This is a genomic window from Xenorhabdus bakwenae (assembly GCF_030272115.1).
GTDB classification, from domain to species: Bacteria; Pseudomonadota; Gammaproteobacteria; order Enterobacterales; family Enterobacteriaceae; genus Xenorhabdus; species Xenorhabdus bakwenae.
Map to the genome: position 1 here is coordinate 1,443,292 of NZ_CP119194.1, position 25,577 is coordinate 1,468,868.

Sequence of the window (25,577 nt, forward strand, 5' to 3'; positions counted from 1 at the left end):
TAAATTATATAAAACACATCAAATTATACCTATTATTTGTAAAATCACATTAATAATAATTGTAAATATAGATGGCATAAATTGGCAACCTTAATCAACCAGTCTTTTCTTCAAACACTGCCACTCCTTTTCAAAATGCTTCCGTAAAAAACGTTGTCTGATCTTTTCTTTTATTTTTCCTATATTACCTACCGATAACTGTTTTCTCCGTAATTCCTGAATATCCTCCCAAAGCTGTTCACGATCAAAAAAAGTCCATACGGGAGGTACAGGAATAAAACCATTGGTATAACACACCGGAGCCACCCACTCGAAAAAGACCATTTCTACATGCTCAAGTGGAAAATGTTTTGCTACAGAAGCTATATACTCATAATCAACTTCATTATCTACAAAGATGTCAGATAACGCTTCACATAAATCTATATCAGTTAATTGATTGCCCAACGGGTAAATTCCTCTATTTCTTCATCTAAAGTATCAGCAACCACTGAACCAACAATTGCTCCTGCCGCGCTCCCTACTAATACCAAAACAACAGCACAAACGGGAGCACCAGGCCCACATACCGGAGATACAGTTAAACCAGCAAGTGCTCCACCAGCAGCACCGCCACCAATTTGTATACCTTGTTTAATAGCTTCCTTAGGTTTGTTTTCAGCATTCAATACTTCATGTGTTGCTAATACTGCCGTAAAGATAATTCCTACTTTTCCGATAACTTTTAATCGTTTATTTGCTGTCGTGAATTTAGGGTTGTCTCTTGCTGAGGCTTCTATGATCTCATAGTAAATTTTACTTTTTTGATCTGGAGTGAGGTTACTAAATACTTTCCCAAATTTTTTCTGAGAATATTTATCAATAAGCTTTTCAAAAGATGGAGGTGTTTTCTTATGTCTCTCAGCAAAGGCCAACCCCTGTGCTGACGTGAATTTTCTATGCTCTGCCATAATTTGATTACGCATTTCGTAACAAAATTCAGCGGCTTCTTTCACTGAGATTTTTTTTGTACTCACCATCTGCTTAATTTCAGAAACTGATCTTTTAATATTTGAAGTATAGCTTTGTCTGACATTAGCATCGTTAATTACATCGGTAGAAAATTTAATTGAAGCACCTTCTAATGCTGCCACCGCCTTATTTAAAATAGGGTCATTAATAGAATGTTCTTGTTTTCCTGCATATGTTCCATCTACCACTTCATATGTCATGATTTCATCCAATAATTTTATTTAATAAGATTTCTGTCAAGCTTTGTGGAGAACTTTCTTTTTCAAAATGCTCTATTTCAAGTTTTACACACTTATGGCCTGTTATTGATGTGAACATGACTTTATTTTCTTGGTTAAACTCACCATTAAGGACTGAACCATCATCAAGCGTGGCAATACATTTTATGCCGCAATAATCAATATCAGGAGCAACACTAAAACCAATCCATTTTTTTGTTTCTGAGAGTAATTCCTGCGGTTCTGTTTTTCCTGAGGAGGGTGCTGTATTTTGATAACTATCAGGAATGGAGGGAATAAAATTTGCTCCGCAAGGACAAGTACTCTGGCTATCTAAAGTTCCTGCCAATTTAATTCCCATATCAAAAAAGCAACTCACACCACCTACGATAGAAAAGTTGCCTGAGTAGTTTCCACAAGTAACAAGGGAACCTTCTACCGCAGCCTGCCGTCCATAAAATGTAATATTACTGGTTCCTGTAAGAATTGTTCCTTTACAGCTTGTCTTATCCCCTACAGTCAAAAAGTGTCCTATAGCCATACTTCTTTCTCCCTATCTCGATACAATTTTATACTGATAGAACAATTTATGAACGCCATGATATACCAGAAAATTTTAAGAATTCCACTATGAACAAGGATTATTCAATAAAAATGTGATAATTATCAGTTTTAATATAAAATCAAATAATTACATGATTTAAATTTAACGTAATACAACAAATTAAATTCACACTGACGCGCTACGCTTGCCTTCTCCGAGTTACCGGGCTAATAAATTAACCCAGTAACTCAGAGATCTGAAAGATCATCTGCCAGAGAAAACATTTTTACCTACCCCCTCCCTATTAAAGAATTAGTAATAAAACTGTTCACCCTGTTCACATTTGAATAATTTTATTGAAATTCATACTGTTAAAGGGTGATGAGTTGAAATTAAACTCTTCACTACTCTTCACCCAACCGTTCACCCCCAATCAGAAAAAAAGGTGAACAGTGATGAATAGTTGTGAACAGTTTAAAAATAACTATTCACCATATAATGCATTGATATATTTAGTTTAAATTATAAGGTGAACAGTGGTGAACACTTTTTTATTTTCTTTGAAAAATAGCTGTAATCAGAAAAAATTATTCTTCTGGCGGGCTATTCCTTGTCAGTTTTGGCATCCATTCGATTGCAGTATCAAGATTCAGGCTCAGATTGCTACGAATGCCTTGTTTGCTTTTCTTGCGTAAGTATTGCTGGCTGTACTCTGCCAGTGCGCCCGGCATATCCATACCGAAGCGAGTCACAGAAACAGGTTTATTCAAATTATTACCTTTCATATAAGCAAGGTAGGTGTGATAAAGGTACTTACGGGGATTGAACGGCATAATTTCCGCATTGCCGATTAACAGACCATCAGCTTCATGGGAAGCAATAAGATAACCGCAAAAATCGACTAGTGGATCTGTACCACGTTTGATATCCAGTGCCTCCGCAGATTTCTGCTGCTCTGCCAGTAAACGCCTCGCTGATTGTGGATCAGCGAAACGATGCAATAAATGCCGGATAATTACAGGCAACTCTACAGCAATTTTATCCCGCAGGAACGGATCACGCTCATTTTCCGGCACGACTTCGGAAAAATTAAAAATCACCCGACGCCGCGATACTCCACCACTGCGATCACTGAAACTCATGGCATTATTGTTTACTGCCAGCACCACCGCAGGAATGCGGGTTGAATAAGGTTGTTTGTGTTTCGGATCGATAGCAACTTCATCGCCGCCAGTAATTGCCTTGATGCCGGAGCCATCGCCCACATAGCGGGTTTGGTCTGGCAGGATAATCAGCGAATAGCCGACAATCAACGCCCGTTCCCGTGGGTTTTCCAGTGCTGCCATACTTGCGGAAACGGTATTGCCTTTACCTGCCAGCATTGAACATATTTCTGCAAAGATGCTTTTGCCACTGCCTCCGGCTCCTGTGACTTCCAGAAAAAGTTGCCAGTCATAACGGTTCGCCAGCACCATAAACAGTGCCGCTAGTACTCTATATGTTTTGTCTTCACAGTTGGCTGTTGCCTGATTGAGCCAGCGCCAGAACTGTGGAGCGTGATCTTGCAGGTTTTCCCCTGAAACAGGGGAATTGAATTCAACATCATTGGCAAGCAATAACCAATCATTTTTACGGTGAGGCCGGAACTGGCAGGCTTTCAGGTCAAATACGCCGTTACTGAATCCGATTAAGTGACGTTCTGGCGGCTGCATCATGGGAAGCTGTAATTTCAGGGCATCCACGGCAGAGCTGATACCATGTGGCGAGTACGGTAGTTTCTCTTCCATAAAAGCAGCGACCATTTCCCGCCTTAAATCACGGTCACTGACCAGACGCCAGATAATACCGTCATAGTGATGAACGGTTTCCGAAGCACCATCCAGTGCCAAATCACCGTTATACCGTGCCAACAATACTTCCCCGCGCTGGCTGGCTCCCATCTGACATAGTGTCAATTTTGAAGGTTCGGCATCATTATTAAGCTGAGTGGCTGCTTTATTCTTGGTTAATGCTGGTTGATAAAGCCCCTGAGCAAAGGCTTGTTTTGCCGTGTCCACACCATATTGTTGTCGATAATCATCCCAATCAGCTTTTAATTCCGTAGGCGGTAGCGTTACCCATCCATTAATCGCTATGGCGGTTTTCTCTGCTGCAACCTTGCCGATATTCTTTTTCAGTCTGCCGTTTTTGTCTCTTTCTTGCGGTTCGTACCAGTCGTTATCAGCGGCAATGATGATTCTGGAGTTTAGATATTGCGCTCTAACCTGCTCGGCAACAATCAATAGGTTGCTTTCATCAATCGCTGCCAGTACCACACCTTTATGCAGTTGACTGACAGTTAAAGCTGTAGCGTAACCTTCGGTAATGATGATTGTGTCCGGCGTTCCGGCTATCTCAGTGATCGGAATAAAACTGCCTTTTTTCTGCGAACCGGAAACAAGACGTTTTTCGCCGTTCGGTTTGATGGTCTGTGCGCCCGTAATTGTGCCGCCCAGCGTTTGAGTCACCAGCAATAAAGAACCGTCTTTTAACAATCGCTGATTGGAGTATTGCAATCCCTTTTTCATCAGATATTGAGATTCACCCGTAACAGCAGTGGCAACCAGTTCTGTGATGCGCTCTGCGATCGGTTTAGGGATATGAGTCGTCATTTTGGCTGGCTTCGGTTCTGGCAAAGGCAATGCCAGAGCATCTGCAACAATTTTCGCAGCTTCAAATATTGAGATCCGGTTGGTTTTTACCACTAAATCCAATCCATCACCATAGTTTGGAGCATCACACTGGCGGCAATGCCAATTTCCGTGATGGTGATCGTCGATAAAGTGGAAACGGTCAATACCACCACAGATAGGGCAAGCGCCATGTTTACCCTTTGCGGGAATATCAATACCACAAGCAGGCAGCAGATTTTCCCAATGATACATGGCGGATTTTTTCACAGACTGGATAAAATCGAGTGGTTTTTGTTCGTCTGTTTTATCTGAAGATGTAAATTTAGGGTGAGTTTGGTTAGACTGTGTATCAGCCATCATCGTTACCTCATATAACGGTTGTTGGTCAGACGCCTCAGATGTGTACCAGCACACTGGGGCGTTGCTTTTTATGTTACTTTTCTTAAAAAATCTTTATCGTTATGCCCTTTTGCCAAATTTCCCGATCAGCACATTTTCGCCTCGTTCCAGCATCTCCATATAATCGGCATACCATTGCAGCATTTCCCGGCGACCATCCAGATATTGAGCGTGGTTGTAAGTGCCTCGAATGCTGTTTTTATCGACGTGAGCAAGCTGTTTTTCAACCCATGCAGAGTTAAAGTCTTGATCATGCAGAATGGTACTCATGGTGTGGCGGAAGCCGTGGCCTGTCGCTTGGCCTGAATATCCCATACGGCGGATCATAGTATTGATTGCCATATCAGATATATGCTTTCTGTAATCTGTACGGCTTGGGAAAACATACTGATAACTGCCGCTGATAGGCTGAATCTGCTTCAATAAATCGATAACTTGCTCTGATAATGGCACTACATGAGTACGGCGCATTTTCATTTTTTTCGGCTGGAATTGTCCAAACAGCCTTATCTAAATTAATCTCTGACCATTCAGCTTTGCGAAGTTCTCCCGGACGAACGCCCGTTAATATCAGCATACGCAAAGCCGTTCTGACTATCTGACTTCCCATGTATTTATCAATAGAGCGCAGAAATTCAGGTAATTCATCTACTGAAAGGTGAGCATAGTGTTCGCGTTGATGAGGGATAAAAGCACTCGCTAAATCGGGAGCTGGGTTATATTCGGCTCTGCCCGTAATAATCGCATATGTCCAAACTTCACCACAGCGTTGGCGGACTTTCTTTAATTTATCGGTGACGCCTCTCTTTTCCATAATAGAAAGGAGGTCTAATAATTCGAGGGGTTTTATTTCAGCAATCGGGCGATGACCAATATAAGGGAAAACGTCTTTTTCGAATGCGTCCATCATATCTTCACGATAACCGACAGACCACCTGTCTTTTCTGCCCTCGTACCATTCACGCGCAATGCTTTCAAAGGTGTTACTGATTTCTCCCTGAGCGGCCAGTTTCTTTTGTTTTTTATCTTGGTTGGGATCAATACCTTCGGCTATCAGTTTCTTGGCTTCATCACGTTTTCTTCTGGCCTCTGCCAACGTAATAAGCGGGAAAGTGCCAATAGCGAGTAACTTTTCTTTTCCTGCAATGCGGTATTTCAGTCGCCAGTATTTAGAGCCGGTTGTCTTTACCAGCAGATATAAACCGCCACCATCCGATAGCTTAAAATCTTTATCTTGGGGTTTTACTGTTTCAATTTGTCGGGCTGTTAGTTTCATATTTCCAGCATCCTTGCCCCCTCACAGTAATGGGGGTATTTTTTAGGGGGTACAGAAAGTTACCCCTATATATACCCCCTGACTGGGGTACATTGCAATAGATGCCAGTAGACGTTAATAGAGCTTTATTTGGGAGTTTTCGTTGATTTTACTGGGGAAAGTAGACTTTAAGAGATGCTGCTAGAAGCATAGATGGCGGAGGAGGAGAGATTCGAACTCTCGGATGGTTTCCCATCGGCGGTTTTCAAGACCGCTGCCTTCAGCCGCTCGGCCACCCCTCCGCAATGCCGAGCACTATAAACATCACCGTTCCCAATGTAAAGCATTTGTCTGTTCAACTGCCGTTAATTTATTCACAACACTGTCTTTTGGTCTGTTTATTCAGCATTTTTGGTAATCCTTCTTGGGGATAGTGGTGATTTTTGCTAAATTGCAGCCATCGTTATTGGATGGTAAAAAGTTATGTTGGTATTTGAAAGTCGTGAGATCGAAACTGATGCACAAGGTTATCTAAAAAACTACCGTGATTGGCAAGAAGCCATGGCTCCTATCATTGCCGAGCAGGAAGCAATCGCTCTAACCGAACAGCATTGGGAAGTTATCCGTTTTGTACGTGAGTTCTATGAAGAATTTAATACTTCACCCGCTATTCGTATGCTCGTCAAAGCGATCGCCCAAAAATATGGGGAGGAGAAAGGGAATAGCCGTTACCTCTATCGCCTGTTTCCCAAAGGGCCTGCAAAACAAGCAACAAAAATTGCAGGCCTTCCCAAGCCCGTCAAATGTATTTGATTTATTCATCCGCCGCTAATGGCGGATGCTAAAATCACTCATCTCTTCTACGTCACAAAACTGAGATTGAAAATGTTCTATTTTGGCACCAGGAGGCCCACCCTGCTCTAGCCAATGTGTTAACATTTTGATTTGTCCATCATTGCCACAAGCGACAATCTTTACACTCCCATCATTCATATTACGCACATATCCCACCAGCTTATTTTTCTTTGCCCAATGGTAAGTGTGATAACGGAATCCAACTCCCTGCACCTTTCCGTAAACATAAATAGTCATGCTGCATTTAGTCATCGTTATATTCCTCCCAGATAAGATGGTAAAAACGTTGAAACCCACTTTTGTTATTGTATTTTATATACGCAACAGCTAACCTGAAATTATGAGATGGTGATCACATGCCATCTTGATTTCAAAAATCATGCAAAATTCCGGCTACCGTTACCGGGTGTGCGCTTGAAATTTACCTGACCGCCCTTATATAAGTGTCATTGCAAGGTTTCTTTGGAGGTGGCTATGATGATCGCCAGCAAATTTGGTATCGGCCAGCAAGTACGACATAGATTGCTGGGTTACTTGGGTGTTATTGTAGATATTGATGCTGAATATTCTTTAGAACAGCCGCAGGAAAATGATATTGCATCTAATGCTACCTTACGTTCAGCGCCGTGGTATCACGTTGTGATGGAAGATGATGATGGTCAACCTATCCATACTTATTTGGCAGAAGTCCAATTGACTTACGAAACATCAGATGAACATCCAGAACAATCTTCTCTGGATGAGTTAGCCGAATCTATCCGCAGTCAATTACAAGCTCCACGACTACGCAATTAAATACTTTTATTACCGTTATCCAATGCATAACAGTAAGGTGGTGAATAATGAACCCATCACCGCCTTATTCACTTTTCCATCCCCAACCGCAGGATTTCAATTTTTGGGCAACGATCCATCACAACATCTAGCCCTTCATTTTCCGCCAATAATTTTGCTTCTTCATTGATAAATAATTTATTCATATAAAGGTATCGCTATGGCATCAACTGTTCGCACCTTAGCTGAATCGAAAAAGATTGCGCTTGTCGCACACGATCATTGTAAAAATTCCCTGCTGGCCTGGGTTAATACCCATAACACTTTGTTAGCAAAGCATACTTTATATGCTACAGGAACGACGGGGCATTTAATTCAGCAGAAAACAGGGTTGCCTGTAACAAGCATGTTAAGTGGGCCAATGGGAGGTGACCAACAACTCGGTGCGCTGATTTCGGAAGGCAAAATTGATGTTTTAATCTTCTTTTGGGACCCTCTGAACGCGGTTCCTCATGATCCTGATGTTAAAGCGCTGCTACGCGTGGCAACGGTTTGGAATATCCCTGTTGCAACCAACTGTTCAACCGCCGATTTTCTTATCAACTCAGCACTTTTCTCTCAAGATGTTGATATTTGCGTACCCGATTATCAGCACTATCTCAATGAGAGATTGAAGTGATTTCAACAGTCATCAGGGTGAAATTTAGGGCTTACGCTGGATCGGCACGCCCAATTGCGCCAGTTGATGAATGAAAATAGAAGGTTTTTTCAGCTTCTGCATGAGCCAAACCTGCTTTTTTGCTCGCGTCAATGCGACGTATAACAGACGGCGCTCTTCCGCATCAGGGAAATTTTCAGGTTGTGGTAATAAAACTTGTTCTATCACAGATTCCCTTTCCGGCGCCGGAAAACCGTCTTTGCCCTGTTGCAATCCCAGTATAATGACATAATCCGCTTGCTGCCCTTTAGCCGCATGAATTGTCATGAAATCAATCTTCAAATTTGGCCAGCGCGTCGGCGCTTTTTTCAATAATTCGGGTTTGAGATAGTGATAGCGAGCCAATAATAGGATGGTTTCTTGTCTGGTAACATAACCACTCATTTTATTAAGTAGTACCTCTAATTGCTCTTCCGGTAAAATAACAACCGTTTTTTTATTGCCTTTTGTCAGGCTACTGAGAGGCTTTTTTAATTGATAAGGATTTTGCTGCACAAATTGGTTGGCAATCTCCCTAATACGGTCATTAAGACGATAAGTCGTATCCAGTGCACATTCAGCTACTTTATCAAAGTAGGTTGAAAATGCTGTCGGTAACGATAATTCAGGGCCACTGAAGCGATAGATTGCTTGCCAATCATCTCCCACAACAAATAAATGACTTTGCCTATTTTGTGCCTGCAATGCCGTTAATAATTTGACCCCCAAAGGAGAAATATCCTGAAATTCGTCCACCAGAATATGTTTCCACGGGCTGATAAATCGACCTTTCTGTAAAATATTCACCGCCTGATGGATCAAACCAGAAAAATCGACCGCGCCCTCAGATTCCAATGCCGATTTCCAGGCTTTCAGCAAAGGTGCCATCAGCCGCAGACGCTTCTGAAATGCATCAATATAAGCAGCAGGTGCCTGCTCAAGCATCTCTTTTTGACTGCCACCCTGCATACGCATTAATTCCAGCCAACGTTCTAAACGAACCGATAAACGAGTCGTCAATGAGCTATCATGCCAATATTCACCTTCCGGCAATTGCCAATTCAATTCTGCATTCAACCATTCTCGCCAACTTTTAGCCTGTGCTTTTTTTTCTCCGCACTGTTTTTGCCATTCTTGAATGAGAAAATCACGGCGCTTTTGCAGATTAATTTCCAGCTCGCTAATTTTGGGTGACTTATTACTGCCTTGCTGAATAATATGCAATGCCAGAGCATGAAATGTTTTGGCTTTTATTTCCTGGGTTCCTAAACGAGCCTGAATACGTTCATTCATTTTATCAGCAGCCTGGCAATCGAAAGCCAACAACAAAATTTGCTCTGGAAGTGCGTATTGACGTAACAATAACCATCCTGCGCGCGCAATTAAAACAGCGGTTTTTCCACTGCCCGCCCCCGCTAATACCAGAATATTTTGTTCACCATTCATCACTGCCTGACACTGAGAACGATCAAGTGGTGACGCTTCTATTGTCTGGAAAAATTGTCCATATTGCACCCGCATATGATCAACCCATTGCCGGTTCAGCATTTGGATTATTTTTTCACCTTCCTCTGACCAATCCAGACAAATCTTATAATTGTCACGACAATTTTCAAATTGTGCAACTCGTTGTAATGGCAACGGTAAAGCCTGAAATGTTTCCTGAATTTGTTGCTTCACAGAAGCTAAATCAGTCGTTTTCAGCCAACGATTCTGTTGTTTGATTTTAGCTATATCATTTACTTGAGCTGCCAAAACATCAGCACTGACTTCGCTCATGGCAAGACTCCATTTTTGCCATTCTTTTAAGAGATAATGGTAAAAACGTTGTGTTTGCTGCCATTCAGTGCCATGCAGGCGAACCACTTTTCCTTCTGGCAGTTCAAATTCCAGTTCCCCCCAAACAATCCCTCGCTTACACTGGATCCCAATTAATTGATTAAATGGGATAAGGTACTGGTGCTTATCACCGCTAATTTCAATGCCAGCATTAAGTAGACGTACCCGATTATAAGGATGCTGCGCAAGGCGTTGGCCGATTTGCGTTGATTTTAGTTCTATTGTCATGGCACCGTACCTGAAAATTGTTGAACTTCTTCATCACGTCAATGTTGCCAGGGGTATTTTGTGCTAACGGTTTTATCCAGTTCCCGTCATCTTCTGTATAACAGTCACACCCTCTATTATATCCGTATATTCATTGCACTAACAGGAACCACCCTTATTCCCTGGTTATTAGGGGAAGAACTCAAAATAACCATTCCACTGCTACTGGGTGTTGTTGCGGCAGCATTAACCGATTTGGATGACCGTTTAGTTGGCCGATTACGTAACCTCACCATTACCTTAATTTCTTTTTTTGTTGCTTCCGCTTCTATTACATTGCTGTTTCCCTATCCATGGCTTTTTATGCCTGGTTTAGCCGTATCCACTTGTGGTTTTATTCTGCTTGGAGCATTAGGGCAACGTTACGCCACTATCGCTTTTGGTGCTTTGCTCATCGCCATTTATACCATGCTCGGTTCGTCAATTTTCCCTGTCTGGTATCAACAGCCTTTATTACTGCTTACCGGCGCAATCTGGTATAACTTATTAACATTAACCGGCCATTTATTCTTTCCGATTCGCCCCTTGCAAGAAAATTTAGCGCATTGTTATCAGCAACTTTCAGCGTATCTCTATGCCAAAAACAGCCTGTTTGATCCCGATTCTGAGGCTGAGGAATATAAACAATCAATGTTTGATGTCGCCATGGCGAACAGTGCGTTAGTCGCAACGTTCAATCAGGCCAAAAGTTCTTTGTTAAGTCGTTTGAAGGGAGACCGGGGACAACGGGGGACTCGCCATACATTGCATTATTATTTTGTAGCTCAGGATATCCATGAACGCGCCAGTTCATCTCATGTTCAATATCAGAAACTACGAGACGTGTTTCGCCACAGCGATATTATGTTCCGCGTCCAGAGATTGCTTTCCATGCAAGCGCGGGCATGTGAACAGGTTGCACAATCTATTATCCTGCGTAAGCAATATCAGCATAACCCACGGTTTGAAAGTGCATTCAGTTACCTTGAAAGTTCGATTGAGCGTTTAAGAAATCAGCAAGGCACTGACACTAAGATGATGGCATTTGATAATTTGCTGAAAAATTTACGGGCCATTGACGCCCAATTAGCCGGGCTGGGTTCAGATCAATATCTTCTTTCTCAGAACACCGTTCTAAAAGATAAACAAGAAGAAACACAGTTATCCGAGGAGGCTTTAACTGGCTGGCGTGATATCTGGCTTAGGATCAGAAGTCACCTGACACCACAATCTGCCCTATTTCGCCATGCTATCCGTATGTCCGTTTTGCTGTGTACTGGTTATGCCATTATTCAGCTATTTGATTTACAGCGTGGATATTGGATCTTGCTCACCAGTTTATTTGTTTGCCAACCGAACTATAGCGCCACTCGCCGCCGTCTGGCCTTACGTGTGATGGGTACGCTAACGGGAATTTTAATTGGCCTGCCCATTCTCTATTTTGTCCCCTCCATTGAAGGCCAATTAGTATTGATTGTTATTTCTGGTATGTTGTTCTTTGCCTTTCGTAATAGCCAATATGCACATGCAACGCTCTTTATCACTCTGCTGGTATTACTAAGTTTCAATTTATTAGGCGAAGGGTTTGAAGTAGCGCTGCCAAGAATCATTGATACATTAGTAGGTTGTGGTATTGCTTTACTTGCTGTTAGTTTTATCTGGCCAGACTGGAAGTTCCGTCAATTGCCTCAAGTGATTACCCGCACAATGGGAGCGAATTGCCGCTATCTTAGTGCAATTTTAATCCAATACCACCAGGGTAAAAGTAATAGCCTGAATTATCGGGTCGCCCGTCGTGAAGCTCACAATTGTGATGCTGAACTGGCATCAGTGATCTCAAATATGGCATCGGAACCCAAAAATTATCGAATCTCCCAAGAAGCCGCTTTTCGTCTGCTATGCCTCAATCACACCATGTTAAGTTATATTTCTGCATTAGGTGCCCATCGAGATAAACTTAACGATCCGGCAATCTTAAAAATTCTTAATAATGCAATCTGTTATGTTGAATCCACATTAGAACAAGGCCTGGTGAATGATGCTACATTGCAAGCCGCAGTGAATAAGATGTTACAAAAAATTAATCTGATACCTTCTGAAAGTAACAGTAAAGTCCAGCTTATACTACAACAAATAGGGTTGCTCATTGAGCTATTACCGGAAATTGTCTGTTTAAAAAAACAATTTAGTGAGCAAGAGCCACACTAATCAGTTATATCCGGGGGCGATATCGCCCCCGGATATATGATAGAATCATTGCCTCCCAATGAATTATTAAACACCATTAAAAAACCACTATCAAATAAATTATATTCTCGATAAATTTCAAGTTGCAATCCGCAAGACGACGCGAGGCCTTATATTTTCCCGCTGCGCGGTAAAATATAACACGTATCCTGAAATTGGATTGGTATATAAATAAACACCCCATCAATTTTCAATAAAGTTGCCATTTACAAAAATTAATATCATCAGCGTTCGTTTTTGATATTGATTACACATGAAACTTCTGTAGAGTTGAAAATCTATAAAAAACAACAAATCATATTTATTTGATTTTTATCAATAGCGATAATTATCACTTTTGAATTTATGAACAAATGGAAAATGATATGGAAGAAACAATTGCCATTGCTAAATACCCTATTGGCCTGAACCCGGAAAAGCTTTTTGCCACCCCCAAGCTTAACTATGCATTTATACGCATAAATAATATTTGTAATGCACGTTGCGAATTTTGCGATGTATGGCAAACCGCTCAGGTTGATGCAGATAAACAAATAGACATGATTAGACTTTGGCAAGAGTTAGAGGCTCTCTCACCACAGGAAGTCAATATTCATGGAGGAGAAGCTTTTTTATCAAAAGATTTTCTGACTATTCTGGATTGTAATAAAAACACACCGATCTCCATTACAACCAATGGAACTGCTTTATCAAAAAAGATCTTCAATCGTGTACAAAACAAGAGCCATCTTGTCAGAAAATTTTATATCTCAATTGATCATGTAGAACCCGAAAAAAAATGGCAAGTCACGAGGCATTCGTTGGTTAACAAACAATCTTTATGATGCCATGGAATATATTAAACAAGAAATACCAGGCTCTGTTATTGTCGTCAATCATGTTGTTACTTCATTAAATTACGACACTATCGATAAATTCCTGCTTAAAATGGCCGAACTGAACGTTGATGGTGTTAATCTTATTCCGATTAAGGATTATCCTTTGCTGTTTTTAAATACTGCTCAAATTAAGTTATTTATGCAGAAAATAAATACCTTACTGGAAAGCAAACAGATTTCACGTCATTTATTTATGGATGCCAATTATGAAATTTTCGGCCGCAATGAAGAGGATTATTGCCGCGCTGAAATGGGGCATTATAACGCATCCAGTAAAAAAGCGTGTGCCATTCCCCTGACAACGCTATTTATTGATGCCGTAACAGGAAAGGTCTACCCTTGCGACACTACGATGTATCGGCCAAATCCCGAGCAGTATGTTATGGGGAATATCCTGGAGAATTCACTATCCGATATTTGGCATGGTGATAAGTTCTCACTGTTCCGTAAAAAAATGTATCCCGTAATTACTTGCGATTGCATTAAAGGCTGTGATCCTGCTAATAGATTAAGGTAAAAAGATGTCTCCAGAAATACATATCAATAATCAGGCTCGTTTTTATCGCGGGAAGCCAACTATTTTCTGTATGCCGGATATCAAAGATAGTGAACGTTTTGTTCAACTCTGCTATCAACATCATTTAAATCTTATTCTGTTGGTCAAGAAAAAATGGCTGGATTCAACGGATTGCTCTTTAGCACTAGCATATATCGTGATTGACGATCCGTTAGCTAACCACGCCGGTAAAAAAATAATAGAAGCACTGAAACAGGTCAAAGGGACACTATCAATTCTTACCGCGCCAATTCATATCGATTATTTTATGGCATTTTCTGAGCTTCATGTTGAATTGATGGCCGCTATCGCTGCTCATATTAACCAGGATACCCACATCATTGATGTAGCCCGATCATTCAGAGATAAATGGATAATGCGGAAAACTGCCAGTGCGCGTGGGCTATTTTGTCCCAGATTCACACTGGCATCGGAAATACTCACCTCACCTGAACAGTTCGAGGTCTTTACAGAATCCGTTGAGAATTCTGCCAAACATAAAGGTAACCAGGTCGGTTTTATTGTAAAGCCACGCTCATTTTGGGGATCGATGGGAGTGACCGAGCATCCCGATCGCACCTCCTTGCTTTGTGCATTACAGAAACTGGATGCGCCAGAAGAGTATCTCGTTGAAGAAAAAATCCAGGGCAGATTATTACATGTTGATGCCGCAGTATTTCAACATAAGGTTATCTATCAAGGCATCGGCGTTTACGCCTGTTCATTACTCTCTTCCGATCAAACCAAACCTGACCATTTTATGTGGCATACTATGTTGCCAGACTCTCCAGATAGCCATAGGTTGTTTGAATTTAACCACCGGGTATTGCAAACATTCAATCTCGAATACGGTTTTACTCATACTGAAATTTTCATTGAAGAAAATACCGGTAATCTCCTGCTTTGCGAAACCGCATCACGCCCACCAGGGCTAAGACTATTCGACCTTCATGCGCAAGCCTATAGCAAGCATGCCTTTGATGTCTTTATCAATGCATTAATTTCTCCTGCTTCGATTGGCAAAGAGCCTGCTTTCTCCATAGATAACCCTGATCTCAGTTGCATTGGGATGATCATTTTTAACCCGCCGATTGGAGAAGTAAAATCCATAACGCCTATAAAAAAAATTATTGATGAGCATGTGATTGAATGGGAGCAATATGCTGAAACGGGCTGTTATTTTTCCAACACCCATTACACTGAAAAAATGGGGTATATTATTTGCTCTGCTAACAATGAACATGACTGTCTGAAATATTTAAACAATTACAATAATAAATTTCATTATACAACCATAAAACAAGATTAATACGATGATAAGATATCTGTTTCTTATTTCTTTATTTATTAATGGCGTTGGCTCCAGCATTCTTGCCGTCGGATACCCCTATATATTATTATCTGAGGGCACGCCAATGACATACTATTATGCCAATATGGGGATCATATTTTTATTTACCTCCATTGGCGCTTTGTTATGGGGCTATAAAATTGACTATTCAACAGACATTTGGAAATTTCGTATTTTTATATTATTAATTGAAATACTTAGCACACTGTTATTATTAATCTTATTTTTGAGTAAAATAGCATTTTCTCCCATTATGTTGCTTCTATTTATCTCATTGTTGGAATTTCTTTTTGCCTATGAAATTCCATGGTCACGTGTTGCCTGGCACGAACTTAATGACTGGACAGAACAACAAGGTGGCAAGCATTTGAATGTTTCTCTCTATATTGTTATTGCTACATCGCTTATTTCAGCTATTGGCCCTGGATTTGGTGCTTTACTGGGAATTACTCAAGGGATAGATACGCTTGTGACTATCAAATTATTTTCTCTGTTGCCTTATTTTTATGTCTGTTATCTTATGATAAAAATGCAGATAAAACGGACAGCAGGGAAAAAATCTCAGTTATCCGTTGGGTTACGTGCTGTATTTCGGCAAAGCTATTATAAGACATTTGCCATTGCCATTGTCTTTACAATTTTTGCCAATGCATTTTTGATGGTGGCACTCCCTGTTGTTGTTATGGAAAGTTTGGCGAATGAAAGTTATGGATTGGTCACTCTATTCTATTTACTCAGTGCCCTGATACCCATTTTCTGTACAACATTACTCAATAAAACAAGCATTGATAATCGTATCCAACGTTATCCCATTTCAATATTTATTGGTCTGTTTATATTTGGTATTCTTTTTTTTCAGCTACCCATTTTTTATGCGAAGGCGTTTTTCTATTTGCTCTATAACATCGCAATAATTTATTTCAATATCTTAATTACCAAAACCATTTATCAACAGGGTTTGGAAATGCATCAAGGTCGTCTATTTTCTTTATTTCAGATCACAATGAACTTTTCATTCCCAATAGCTGCAATCACCGTATCCATTGCGCCTGGTTCCACACAATCTTTTTTACCTGTGGCCGGTTTCTCTATACTTTTTCTGATTGCAATAGCTGTTTATTTAATCATTCAAATGAATAAAGTATCTGCTCCAACCCATCATTGGCACAGGTGATATTAACAAAAATATTGATTATTAGGATTATAATATGTCATATCTTAGACCTTACCTCGGTAATGCCAAAATTGCTGATAATATACAATACCGCTTGCAAACCGTTCTTGATAATAAAGCGGTGTTTAGATATGCCACAGAGAGCCAATATTGTCGTCAGGCGGAAAGGCTGTTACAACATATTCTGCATACCCAACATGCCATCCTACTGACAAATGGTACTGTCGCGCTCAAAGCGGCTTTGCTTGGGCTTAGGCCCCAAATAGGGCAATGGGTACTCATTCCCTCCATCTCATTTATCGCTACTGCCAATGCCGTACTCAGTTGCGGATTAATCCCTGTTCTTGTTGATGTCGATGACACTGGCATGATGTGTCCAGAGGCATTAAACAAGACAATAAATCAAATGGATACCAAACCTCTGGCTGTCATTGCCGTTCATTTGGAAGGTACTGCTGCTTCCATTGCTCAGATCGCCCAAATTTGCCAACAACATAATGTGTACCTGATTGAAGACTGTGCACAAGCGATGGGAGTGAATTATCAAAATCAACCTGTAGGCACATTTGGCGAATATGGCTGTTTCAGTTTTCAGGCCAATAAATTGATCAGTAGCGGTGAGGGAGGTTTACTGATTGCCCAAAATCATTCTCTATTCATTAATGCCTGCATGATGACTGACCACGGTGCTGAACGTACCGCAGAGGGCTATCCAGATTGGAGCAATAGTATTGGTTTTGGTGACAATAATAAATTCAATGAAATACAAGCTGCGTTACTGATTAATCAATTGGAAAATATTGAACAATTCCGTGCCTTATTAACAGAGCGTTATCAAGCAATCCTGCAATATTTACCCACAGATTGGATCACTGCACGCCCGGAAGGAACGATACCCGTTTCTGTCTGGTTAAAACGCAGCAAATTGCCCAAAGATCGCTTCAATTCAACACTACTATATGATTGGCAAGCCTGGGATCTGGCTAACCATCCGATTATAAAAAATCAGCTTTCCCCCTACTCTGACCGTTTTCCCTGGACTCTACAAAAAAGTCCACTCCCTGTATCAACATTAGAGAAACATAAAGTCATCTTGAGTGACCGTATTTGCCTGCCTGTACCTATTGATAATGCGACTTACGAAAATGTCTTACAGTGGGCTATGGAAGGAAACCTGTCATGATATTAGACAATAACTTTTTCACCCAACTCAACGGGAATAACCAGTCTGTCCAATATGTGTTGGGGGGGTCTTGTATCTGTTACGCAAAAGGTGTACCAGCCCGACTTTCACTACAAGATTTGATCGATTCTGTGCTGCCAACAATCATCGCTTCGCAGCACAATGCTCCTGTTTATCTCTATTTTCAATCCCATGAAGCAATCATGATGGCCGACTTATTGCATTTTGACCCTCAGCAAGCTAACCACAACACAATGAGAGAATGGTTAGAAGCCGGCATCGTTTATACTTTGGAGCAGTTGAATATCCCCTTACCCCCAATCTATTGGGTGGATACCTCCGAAGATAAGATCCGCCAGCATATTGATCAATGGGTTCCTCACATCAAAACCGTGTTGCCAACCTCAATGCTATATGGTCTCTACGCCAAAAAACCGGACGCCACTTATCCACAGGGAACAGACGAAGAACAGATGATGTTGGATGTGTATTACCGCAACATTACCCTTTATACCCCCGAATTCCTCAGCACAGCGCTTGAAATTTCTCCAGAGCAAACGCTGTTTGTGGAAAATACCACGCAACAAAAAGCCATCCAGATTTACTATCATGCCATTGGGCAGAATTGCAATATATTGCTCTACACCCCGCCACCAAATACACAAGGAAAGGAAATGTGTTTGGGTAACAGCAATCATAAAATCGAGTTACGTCTCACCGCAAAACAGATTATGCATCGTGCCGCTAAAATTGGTCATGATGATTATTATCAAACCGTCTTTAATCAGCATTCTATTGCCGATATCATGCGAGGCTGGCAATTAAAGGTATTAGGTAATGAAGCATAAAACTGTTGTTGTCATTAGAGGAACACCGGCAAGTGGTAAATCCACAACGTGCAACCACTTGAAAGATGTCATGCTGGCGCAGGGGCTAACTGTCTCCTATTTACCGTGGGATACTTTTCATCATTTTGTTGAACCAAGAACATACCTGACACTGAAAATCATCATGGAAGATACCTTGCGGTTGTTAAAGGTTGCTGATGATTGCCTTGATGCGGGCAGTGACTTGATCATTCTGGATGGCGTATTCATTTATCCTGAAGAAATTGACGCTATCCACTCCCTATTTACGCAAAAAGGTGTCCGAATTCTGCATTATCGGCTCGTTGCGCAGGAGCCAACGCTGATTACCCGTAATCAGGAACGAGCTGTAGAAGATCGTTTACCAGCTTCCCGTATTAAAGAAGTCGTTCAGGATAGTTTGTGGGAGCACAATGTCCCTCATGAAATTGTGCTTGATAGTACGGAATATTCTCCAGACAGTATTGTGGCGCTGATAAACCAGGCTATTATGCAACCTGAATCAATTGTCCCTCTTGCCAATCCAACGACTTCTCATTTATGGCGTTTAGGAACCGCATTACGTTACCCTGAATTCAGGCGTTTTGAGCATGTTGATCTGGTTTGGCAAGAAGGCCAGCAACAGTGGCAAAGCAATACATTCTTCGATTTCATTTTTACGGTTCAAGAAGAAAAAGAATTACGCTCTTTTTTACAGCGACAACCTGTTTTATTTAAGTATCTGAACGCAAAATCCCGCACCTATTTCTACCTGCATGATTTAGCACAACAGCACGGTTTACAGTGTCATGAAGAAAGCCAATGGTCAGCCCCCATTGTCAACATACCGCCTGAAACAACAGTCGCTGACTTTTTGATCCAGCACTCAACACGATTAAAACGCAGTCTTAAGAAAGCACGCACCCATCCTACCGTCACACGTTACAGTACTTCGGGTCACACTGAGCAATTGTGGCAAGATGCGCTGTATGTGGACGCCAAAGGCTGGAAAACCACTCAACAAAGTGATATGCGCAGCCTGAACCGTGAAGACCTCCAATATCTCCCTGGCCTGTTATCCAACAGTCACCACTATCATCTGGCAGTCACTTATGACGATAAAGGTACTCCTGGTGCCTGGTCATTGATGATAAATAACGGTGTCGGTCAATGGTATGCCGCTAAATGGGGTTGTAGCTATCTGGGTAGAGAAAAATTAATGGGGATCCATTGCCTGATTAGTCATCTGGAAACGCTCTATTGCCCTTATACTGGCCTTCAGCTTGATCTGTGGGGCAGAGAAAATGAATTCTATGACCAGTTAGCCAATCAATATATTGAGCGTCTTCATCTCAGGATCACACCATGATATCTCACCGCAACCTACTCGCTTTGCAAGGTATACCGTCTCAGCAAGATATCATGTCGCTGGACAATATCATGAACTCTGGCTGTTCAGTCCGGCGTTTTTTCCGCGAAGATCTGCAGGCCGTGGCTGGTCAGGGCTATTGCCTGATGCCAGAGTGGATATGTCAAAGCATGGTTGAATCTGTTTACGCAGCCAATTGGCAGCCACTTTTCTATCCTGTTTTATCGCCAGAACAAGCCAACATGATTTTGCAAGCGGATATCCAGGCTATGATGGCAATGCTAAACTCTCTTCCACAACCATGTGCCATACTTCTCGCCCATCCTTTAGGTTATATCGACCCAGGATGCATAGAATTTTTGCGAGAAATTCAAAGCAACCACAATATTTATGTATTTCTGGATCTTTCTCAGGGTTATGGCAGGAAAGAGTGTTTACAGGAACTCCCGCATGTTCATGCCGCTTATTATTCTTTCAACGGCAATAAACTTCTCAGTACCGGTGGAGCATTGCGTCTTCGTCTCACAAACAGAGAGCATATTCCCGCTGCTGTCAGAAATATTTTGACTGCCTTTTATACCGCAGCCGAAGAAAAATTCGCGGTATTGAGAAAGCATCTGCAATCTCACTTTATTGAAGATGATATCCACAATGTCTCACTGTACGCGTCTTACCAATCAAGCCCCTACCGTACCGTATTAAATTGGGAGAAATGTTCTCCCTCCCTGCAAACATTACTTAAACATCAGGGCCTGGTTCAGCCGTTACTCGCCAACCCCCGACAAGAAAAAGCGTATTCCAGCTTAAATTATCATCAATGGTGTGAGAAAGTGATGTTGATGTTTAGTTCACCAAGAGTTGAATGGAGTCAGTAATATGTTAGAACTCAAACAAGTTACCCCTCAATCTCCCTTGTGGAATTCATTTCTTCATCTTTATGGAGAATATTTTCAACGCCATTGGCCAGAAGTCTTTGGGGATCAACCAGAAGAGGTGATTGCAAAGGAAAATCATACTATCCTTGAACAACGCATCCTGCAAGGTGACAGGGGGCTGTTTTTGTTGCTAAATGCCGGGCAATTAGCGGGATTAGCCAATGTGTATCTTGAACGGGAAGGGAAAGTGACCCTGAATATTGCTGAATTTTATATCAGGGATGAATATCAGCGCCAGAAACTGGGTTATGGATTATGGCATGCCATGTTGCAATGGGGACGTCGCCACGGTGCCACACATGTTCATCTGGAGACAGATACAGGAAAAAATGCCACCTTTTTTTGGCAATCTCATGGACTTTCAAGCCATCAAATAGAGGGACGCATACACTACAATGGTCCCATCCCCCCCTTAAAGATACTGTGGATCAGACATGGACAAATTATCCCGCTTGACCATCTCGATTACTGCCCTGAAGATAATGTGATCGCTCTTGATGCCACATCAATCAAACAGGCTGAAAAAATTGGTAGACGAATATTGGGGAAACTGCCGTGGCAAAATATTTATACCTCACCTCAACGTCGGGCGCTTGAAACGGCCAGAGCACTCAGTTCAGCATATCAATCTTGTTCAATACAAGAAACTGATGCACTTTGTGAATTCTTTCCAAAAGAGCTTATTGGCCTGAAACTGGCAGATATTCCGCATCGCTACGGTGAAGATTATGCTTATCGGTTACTGTATACCCCCCTTGATTCCCCTTTCAAAGATTCAGAACAAGTGACCGACGCAGCTGATAGAATTCATCGTTTTATTATGCAAATTGGCGATGAACTCTCGATGTCTTCTATGCGGATTATTATCTCCCACCAAAATTTACACAATATTTTCTTAGCTCATTTAATGACAAATAATCTCAATCTTTCTGGCCGATTACATCTTAATAACCTCCATGGTAGTACCTTTTTATATTGTCCCTATACTAAACAATTTGATATAGAAAATGTAAATATTCCTTTATGAGAGAGCAATATGTTAAAAAATATGCCATATATTATTTTTGACGCCGATCCCTTCTGTTTTGGCCCAATATCCACCACGTTAAATGTGGTGGAGAGATTAAAGCGTCGGAATAAATTAACGCCGGACACTAAATTTATTTTATTAGGCACACTGACTTCTTCTCAATTAGGTGAGAAATCCGGCCTGTTTGATGAAATTTATGAATGTGATACCACTTCAGTTACAGAACTTTCACGCTATTCTGAGCTTATTTCTGGTGCAAGTTTGTATATCATTAATACTAACCTTAACTCGATTTATTTCGTTTCAACGCTTAATACATCCATTATCTATATCGACACACTATTTTGGATGTGGGATGATCTTCATGTTGACCTGCACAAAACTGAAAAAACATTTATTCAAGACTTTCATGGAATAGAACGTAATATTGAGCGATTCCATGATAAGCTTGGTGATTATCAAGTTATTCCACCAATTCTTCACAATTCTCTGCAACAATGCATAATGGATGATCATCCTCCAGAAGGGATATTAATTACTCTTGGTGGTATTGATACAGTCTACGCCGATACCACAGATTTTTATTATCATTTCCTCGAAGAGTTATTGTCTATTCCCTATCTGCAAAATGAAACCAACATTACTATTGCAGGAGGAGGTAAAACTATCGTAAATTTGGCAGAAATGTTTGCCAAAACGCATCCTCATATTCATATTGGCTGTTTTTCAAGACATGATTTTCTGCAAAAATTACACCGTGCCCGTAAGGTATTAGCCAATCCTGGTCTGACAACATTTTATGAATGCGTCGCTCTCAATAAAGATGTTTTTTTCTTACCACCACAAAACTATAGTCAGCAATTACAATTAGCTGTGTATCTACAAAATTATTATCGTCAGGAATACGGTTTCTTATGGCAACCGGAATATGGTTATCCTGATATCCCCCCATATCTACCAGAGAAAGACGGATTAGCATTAATTAAAAAATGCAATAACTTATTCATTAATAACCCTAAAGAACGAAAACGGGCCATAAATAAGATAAGTCAATTTCTTGAAAAAGAAAAAAACAACACTAATTCTTGTCATGACATTTTTCAAAATAATTCAGATGATATTATTGCTGATTACATTGAAAATAGGGCATCCAATCAAAAAATATAATACACAATCATAACTTAGATATAATACAACAATGAGAATATCATTTATTCCGATAATCATTTTTAATATCTGTATAAAGAAATAAATTATTATCATCTATTCATATACTCGATAAACTTCAAGTTGCAATCCGCAAGACGATGCGAGGCATTATATTTCCCCACGCATCGGGGAAATATAACATGCATCTTGAAGTTGGATTGGTATAAATATTAAAACTTATTTCCATAAGAGGCGGCTCTATGTCCATAATATTTTCTGATGTTAAAGTATTTGTTGGTGGCCCTATCCAACATGCATTGAAATTAAGGGTATTAGACACTAATTTACAAGTTCACATTAAATCTGCTATTCACCATCTTGAATCACTTGGTGCAGAAGTTTTTTCGGCCCATCGTACAGAACAATTCGGCGGAACAACGCACTTATTTACTCCAGAAGAAGTCTCCCAACGGGATCGCCAATGGATGGAGCAATGTGACATTTTCGTTGCCATTTTGCCTGTCTGTCCACAACAGAAACAACTAATGAGAACAGATGGTACTCATATTGAATTGGGTTGGGCTTCCGCCTTAAGACGCCCAATCATATTAGTCACCGAAAAACCCTTTGATAACTCTGCCAGCCATTTACTAAAAGGCCTGTCTGCTATTGCTTATGTTCATCATATCCCTCTGAATGATTTTGTCTATGACCCGGCTATATTAAGCCATACAATTCAATCTATTATAGAAAAGAAAGTTACTCCAAAATCTTCAGCCGTTGCATGAAACGGAAATAGTAGGGGCTAACGCCCCTATTCACTATATTTTACTTATTATGGATGATTATCTGAATTATCGTGGACCAGCTCGCTGTGCCAGTTAATTAATTCGTCACGTAATTTTTCTGGTAATACTGCAACATGACACCCTTCTATTGCACCTGCTAATGCAAGCAACAAACTGACATTTGTTTTTTTCCTATGCTGCTGGAGTTTAAGGTAAGTTGCTTTTGCCCCCAATATTCTTAATTCTTCTACTTTAGAAATACCAACTTTCCATAATTGCCTTTCTAAAGCGATCCCTAAATTAGGAAGATCTTTAAGCCTAAGAGGTATTTTTTGCCTATTTATCATTTCTTTCATTGTGTATTGGTAGGCTAAATTGACATACTCAAATAATTGTTTTTGATCCTGCCAAAGTGATTCATTAACACGGTAATACCGCAAAGTCACAGGTATTCCTCTTTTTAAATAAATAAATTTTTCCATTCCCCTGGCTTTAAATAGTACCTCAGCGTGACTATTCCCTCGTAAATAAAGCTCTCCATCAGAACTGATGGCAAATAAAACATCATCAATTAACAATCCAATGCCGCCAAATTGAGATTTTTTCTTAAGCTTTCCCAGTGAAGATACACCATGCTGCAATTGAACAAAACTAGCTCCAGATAAAAACATTTTTTATCACTCCATGAATCACATTCCAAAGTAATGTTTGATCATGCCTTCTGTTAATAAAATAGATAACCAGAACAATTAATTAAAACCATACGCAATCTATTTCCAACTGCCAATCGTTAAGGCATAAAAATCCTAATTTCTGTAAATTTTTGCGAAGCGCTTTGAAAAAAAAGAGACTTGCTTTTAATCAAATATCGTTATACTGTATATATATACAGCTTGTTATGACGGGGAACATTATGAGCATTCGATCAGCGTGGGCATATCTCACTGAGAAAACAACAGCAGCTGCTAACACAACCGTGAACGAACATAAAACAGACAAAAAAGTGGTTGGGATGACCATGAAAAGAGTGTCTTTTGTGGAACCACTTCAATGCACTTCACACACGATAAAAGGCATGGTCAGTGAGCTGGTTTACAATGAACACCAGCCTGTCATTAATCACATTCTTCTTCCTTTATTGCACCAGTCTGGAAAAGAAAATCGATGGTTACTTTGGGTAAATCCTAATAAGCGGTTAAATCGCCAATGGTTAATCGATGCCGGGCTTCCTTTAAATAAAATTGTTCAACTAAACCAAATCCATCCTATTGCTTCAATTAGTGCTATGGAAAAAGCGTTGGCAAGCGGCAATTATAGTGTTGTATTGGGTTGGTTGCCGGAGTTATCAGAATATCAATTAAATACGCTACAAATCGCTGCTCAAAAGGGTATTACCCTCGGTTTTATTATGCGACCACAAAATTTATCACATCCATTTATTACACAAGCGAATAAGCTACAAATTCATTCTGATTATTATCATTGAGTTAAATTAGGATTAATCCCAATATTTTTTATGAAAAATTAAGCTATTCGTTGATAGTTATTATTGTTTGTAATGA

General features: G+C 40.5%; 23 protein-coding genes, 1 tRNA gene and 2 pseudogenes. 16 read left to right on the forward strand and 10 right to left on the reverse strand.

Features of this window, described 5'->3' with window-relative positions:
- Positions 1-90: 90 nt before the first annotated feature.
- From PXH59_RS07735 to PXH59_RS07760, 6 genes and pseudogenes are all read right to left on the reverse strand, one after another.
- On the reverse strand, positions 91-447 hold the full coding sequence (locus PXH59_RS07735; protein ID WP_047768122.1) for a DUF7079 family protein: 357 nt from the start codon (positions 445-447) through the stop codon (positions 91-93).
- On the reverse strand, positions 432-1,211 hold the full coding sequence (locus PXH59_RS07740; protein WP_047768120.1) for a hypothetical protein: 780 nt from the start codon (positions 1,209-1,211) through the stop codon (positions 432-434). Before PXH59_RS07740 ends, PXH59_RS07735 begins: the two co-directional genes overlap by 16 nt.
- A gap of 4 nt (positions 1,212-1,215) precedes the next feature.
- Positions 1,216-1,770: a PAAR domain-containing protein gene (locus PXH59_RS20080; RefSeq protein ID WP_047768117.1), complete on the reverse strand. Its 555-nt coding sequence runs from the start codon at positions 1,768-1,770 to the stop codon at positions 1,216-1,218.
- 590 nt (positions 1,771-2,360) lie between these two features.
- The gene (locus tag PXH59_RS07750; protein WP_434223349.1) at positions 2,361-4,802 is read right to left on the reverse strand and encodes a DUF5906 domain-containing protein; all 2,442 of its coding nucleotides are present in this window, start codon (positions 4,800-4,802) and stop codon (positions 2,361-2,363) included.
- 102 nt (positions 4,803-4,904) lie between these two features.
- A pseudogene (locus PXH59_RS07755) lies at positions 4,905-6,120 on the reverse strand (tyrosine-type recombinase/integrase).
- 193 nt (positions 6,121-6,313) lie between these two features.
- Positions 6,314-6,401 (reverse strand) — tRNA-Ser (locus tag PXH59_RS07760).
- Between the two features lie 181 nt (positions 6,402-6,582).
- On the opposite strand from PXH59_RS07760, the gene tusE reads away from it, so the two are divergent.
- Positions 6,583-6,912 carry a sulfurtransferase TusE gene (gene tusE / locus PXH59_RS07765; protein WP_047768115.1) on the forward strand — a complete coding sequence of 110 codons (330 nt, stop codon included), beginning with the start codon at positions 6,583-6,585 and terminating at the stop codon, positions 6,910-6,912.
- A gap of 15 nt (positions 6,913-6,927) precedes the next feature.
- Here the strand turns inward: tusE and yccX are convergent, their stop codons facing one another.
- Positions 6,928-7,206, reverse strand: coding sequence for an acylphosphatase (gene yccX, locus PXH59_RS07770; protein ID WP_285811084.1), 279 nt, complete (start codon positions 7,204-7,206; stop codon positions 6,928-6,930).
- 222 nt (positions 7,207-7,428) lie between these two features.
- On the opposite strand from yccX, the gene hspQ reads away from it, so the two are divergent.
- On the forward strand, positions 7,429-7,749 hold the full coding sequence (gene hspQ, locus PXH59_RS07775) for a heat shock protein HspQ (RefSeq protein WP_200897748.1): 321 nt from the start codon (positions 7,429-7,431) through the stop codon (positions 7,747-7,749).
- A gap of 68 nt (positions 7,750-7,817) precedes the next feature.
- On the opposite strand, the pseudogene PXH59_RS07780 reads toward hspQ, so the two are convergent.
- Positions 7,818-7,922: pseudogene (locus tag PXH59_RS07780) on the reverse strand (CoA-binding protein); the annotation flags it as partial.
- 26 nt (positions 7,923-7,948) lie between these two features.
- On the opposite strand from PXH59_RS07780, the gene mgsA reads away from it, so the two are divergent.
- The gene (gene mgsA, locus PXH59_RS07785; RefSeq protein ID WP_285811086.1) at positions 7,949-8,407 is read left to right on the forward strand and encodes a methylglyoxal synthase; all 459 of its coding nucleotides are present in this window, start codon (positions 7,949-7,951) and stop codon (positions 8,405-8,407) included.
- Positions 8,408-8,431: 24 nt separating this feature from the next.
- Here the strand turns inward: mgsA and helD are convergent, their stop codons facing one another.
- Positions 8,432-10,486, reverse strand: a complete 2,055-nt coding sequence (helD, locus tag PXH59_RS07790; protein WP_285811679.1) for a DNA helicase IV — start codon at positions 10,484-10,486, stop codon at positions 8,432-8,434.
- Positions 10,487-10,552: 66 nt separating this feature from the next.
- On the opposite strand from helD, the gene yccS reads away from it, so the two are divergent.
- The 12 genes from yccS (at position 10,553) to PXH59_RS07850 (ending at position 24,015) form a co-directional block, all read left to right on the forward strand.
- Positions 10,553-12,718 (forward strand): YccS family putative transporter, encoded by a 2,166-nt coding sequence (yccS, locus tag PXH59_RS07795; RefSeq protein ID WP_285811087.1) that lies wholly within the window; start codon positions 10,553-10,555, stop codon positions 12,716-12,718.
- Positions 12,719-13,122: 404 nt separating this feature from the next.
- Positions 13,123-13,581: a radical SAM protein gene (locus tag PXH59_RS07800; RefSeq protein WP_285811089.1), complete on the forward strand. Its 459-nt coding sequence runs from the start codon at positions 13,123-13,125 to the stop codon at positions 13,579-13,581.
- 4 nt (positions 13,582-13,585) lie between these two features.
- A complete protein-coding gene (locus tag PXH59_RS07805; RefSeq protein ID WP_285811091.1) occupies positions 13,586-14,152 on the forward strand; it encodes a radical SAM/SPASM domain-containing protein in 567 nt (188 codons plus the stop codon).
- Positions 14,153-14,156: 4 nt separating this feature from the next.
- On the forward strand, positions 14,157-15,500 hold the full coding sequence (locus tag PXH59_RS07810; protein ID WP_285811092.1) for an ATP-grasp domain-containing protein: 1,344 nt from the start codon (positions 14,157-14,159) through the stop codon (positions 15,498-15,500).
- 106 nt (positions 15,501-15,606) lie between these two features.
- Entirely contained in the window at positions 15,607-16,716 is a 1,110-nt protein-coding gene (locus tag PXH59_RS07815; RefSeq protein ID WP_285811094.1) for a hypothetical protein, read from the forward strand.
- 34 nt (positions 16,717-16,750) lie between these two features.
- A complete protein-coding gene (locus PXH59_RS07820; protein ID WP_285811096.1) occupies positions 16,751-17,899 on the forward strand; it encodes a DegT/DnrJ/EryC1/StrS family aminotransferase in 1,149 nt (382 codons plus the stop codon).
- Complete coding sequence (locus tag PXH59_RS07825; protein WP_285811098.1) at positions 17,896-18,747, forward strand: hypothetical protein; 852 nt, start codon at positions 17,896-17,898, stop codon at positions 18,745-18,747. The genes PXH59_RS07820 and PXH59_RS07825 overlap by 4 nt, the downstream gene beginning before the upstream one ends.
- Positions 18,737-20,113 carry a P-loop nucleotide/nucleoside kinase family protein gene (locus PXH59_RS07830; RefSeq protein ID WP_285811100.1) on the forward strand — a complete coding sequence of 459 codons (1,377 nt, stop codon included), beginning with the start codon at positions 18,737-18,739 and terminating at the stop codon, positions 20,111-20,113. The genes PXH59_RS07825 and PXH59_RS07830 overlap by 11 nt, the downstream gene beginning before the upstream one ends.
- Entirely contained in the window at positions 20,110-20,988 is an 879-nt protein-coding gene (locus PXH59_RS07835) for a hypothetical protein (protein ID WP_285811102.1), read from the forward strand. Before PXH59_RS07830 ends, PXH59_RS07835 begins: the two co-directional genes overlap by 4 nt.
- Position 20,989: 1 nt before the next feature.
- Positions 20,990-22,075 (forward strand): GNAT family N-acetyltransferase, encoded by a 1,086-nt coding sequence (locus tag PXH59_RS07840; RefSeq protein WP_053014215.1) that lies wholly within the window; start codon positions 20,990-20,992, stop codon positions 22,073-22,075.
- A 9-nt stretch (positions 22,076-22,084) separates the two neighbouring features.
- Entirely contained in the window at positions 22,085-23,245 is a 1,161-nt protein-coding gene (locus PXH59_RS07845; protein WP_285811104.1) for a hypothetical protein, read from the forward strand.
- A gap of 242 nt (positions 23,246-23,487) precedes the next feature.
- Positions 23,488-24,015, forward strand: a complete 528-nt coding sequence (locus PXH59_RS07850) for a nucleoside 2-deoxyribosyltransferase (protein ID WP_083446784.1) — start codon at positions 23,488-23,490, stop codon at positions 24,013-24,015.
- Between the two features lie 47 nt (positions 24,016-24,062).
- Here the strand turns inward: PXH59_RS07850 and PXH59_RS07855 are convergent, their stop codons facing one another.
- The gene (locus PXH59_RS07855) at positions 24,063-24,686 is read right to left on the reverse strand and encodes a TfoX/Sxy family DNA transformation protein (RefSeq protein ID WP_047768092.1); all 624 of its coding nucleotides are present in this window, start codon (positions 24,684-24,686) and stop codon (positions 24,063-24,065) included.
- Positions 24,687-24,850: 164 nt separating this feature from the next.
- Between PXH59_RS07855 and sulA the strand changes: the two genes are divergently transcribed.
- On the forward strand, positions 24,851-25,501 hold the full coding sequence (gene sulA, locus PXH59_RS07860) for an SOS-induced cell division inhibitor SulA (RefSeq protein WP_434223350.1): 651 nt from the start codon (positions 24,851-24,853) through the stop codon (positions 25,499-25,501).
- The last annotated feature ends 76 nt before the right edge of the window (positions 25,502-25,577 follow it).

Excerpts from the sequence above, each read along its gene's own strand:
- PXH59_RS07740 (WP_047768120.1), bottom strand. The coding sequence starts at position 1,211 with ATGACATATGAAGTGGTAGATGGAACATATGCAGGAAAACAAGAACAT.
- PXH59_RS20080 (WP_047768117.1), bottom strand. The coding sequence starts at position 1,770 with ATGGCTATAGGACACTTTTTGACTGTAGGGGATAAGACAAGCTGTAAA.
- PXH59_RS07750 (WP_434223349.1), bottom strand. The coding sequence starts at position 4,802 with ATGGCTGATACACAGTCTAACCAAACTCACCCTAAATTTACATCTTCA.
- tusE (WP_047768115.1), top strand. The coding sequence starts at position 6,583 with ATGTTGGTATTTGAAAGTCGTGAGATCGAAACTGATGCACAAGGTTAT.
- yccX (WP_285811084.1), bottom strand. The coding sequence starts at position 7,206 with ATGACTAAATGCAGCATGACTATTTATGTTTACGGAAAGGTGCAGGGA.
- hspQ (WP_200897748.1), top strand. The coding sequence starts at position 7,429 with ATGATGATCGCCAGCAAATTTGGTATCGGCCAGCAAGTACGACATAGA.
- mgsA (WP_285811086.1), top strand. The coding sequence starts at position 7,949 with ATGGCATCAACTGTTCGCACCTTAGCTGAATCGAAAAAGATTGCGCTT.
- PXH59_RS07800 (WP_285811089.1), top strand. The coding sequence starts at position 13,123 with ATGGAAGAAACAATTGCCATTGCTAAATACCCTATTGGCCTGAACCCG.
- PXH59_RS07805 (WP_285811091.1), top strand. The coding sequence starts at position 13,586 with ATGGAATATATTAAACAAGAAATACCAGGCTCTGTTATTGTCGTCAAT.
- PXH59_RS07810 (WP_285811092.1), top strand. The coding sequence starts at position 14,157 with ATGTCTCCAGAAATACATATCAATAATCAGGCTCGTTTTTATCGCGGG.
- PXH59_RS07815 (WP_285811094.1), top strand. The coding sequence starts at position 15,607 with ATGACATACTATTATGCCAATATGGGGATCATATTTTTATTTACCTCC.
- PXH59_RS07820 (WP_285811096.1), top strand. The coding sequence starts at position 16,751 with ATGTCATATCTTAGACCTTACCTCGGTAATGCCAAAATTGCTGATAAT.
- PXH59_RS07825 (WP_285811098.1), top strand. The coding sequence starts at position 17,896 with ATGATATTAGACAATAACTTTTTCACCCAACTCAACGGGAATAACCAG.
- PXH59_RS07830 (WP_285811100.1), top strand. The coding sequence starts at position 18,737 with ATGAAGCATAAAACTGTTGTTGTCATTAGAGGAACACCGGCAAGTGGT.
- PXH59_RS07835 (WP_285811102.1), top strand. The coding sequence starts at position 20,110 with ATGATATCTCACCGCAACCTACTCGCTTTGCAAGGTATACCGTCTCAG.
- PXH59_RS07840 (WP_053014215.1), top strand. The coding sequence starts at position 20,990 with ATGTTAGAACTCAAACAAGTTACCCCTCAATCTCCCTTGTGGAATTCA.
- PXH59_RS07845 (WP_285811104.1), top strand. The coding sequence starts at position 22,085 with ATGTTAAAAAATATGCCATATATTATTTTTGACGCCGATCCCTTCTGT.
- PXH59_RS07850 (WP_083446784.1), top strand. The coding sequence starts at position 23,488 with ATGTCCATAATATTTTCTGATGTTAAAGTATTTGTTGGTGGCCCTATC.
- PXH59_RS07855 (WP_047768092.1), bottom strand. The coding sequence starts at position 24,686 with ATGTTTTTATCTGGAGCTAGTTTTGTTCAATTGCAGCATGGTGTATCT.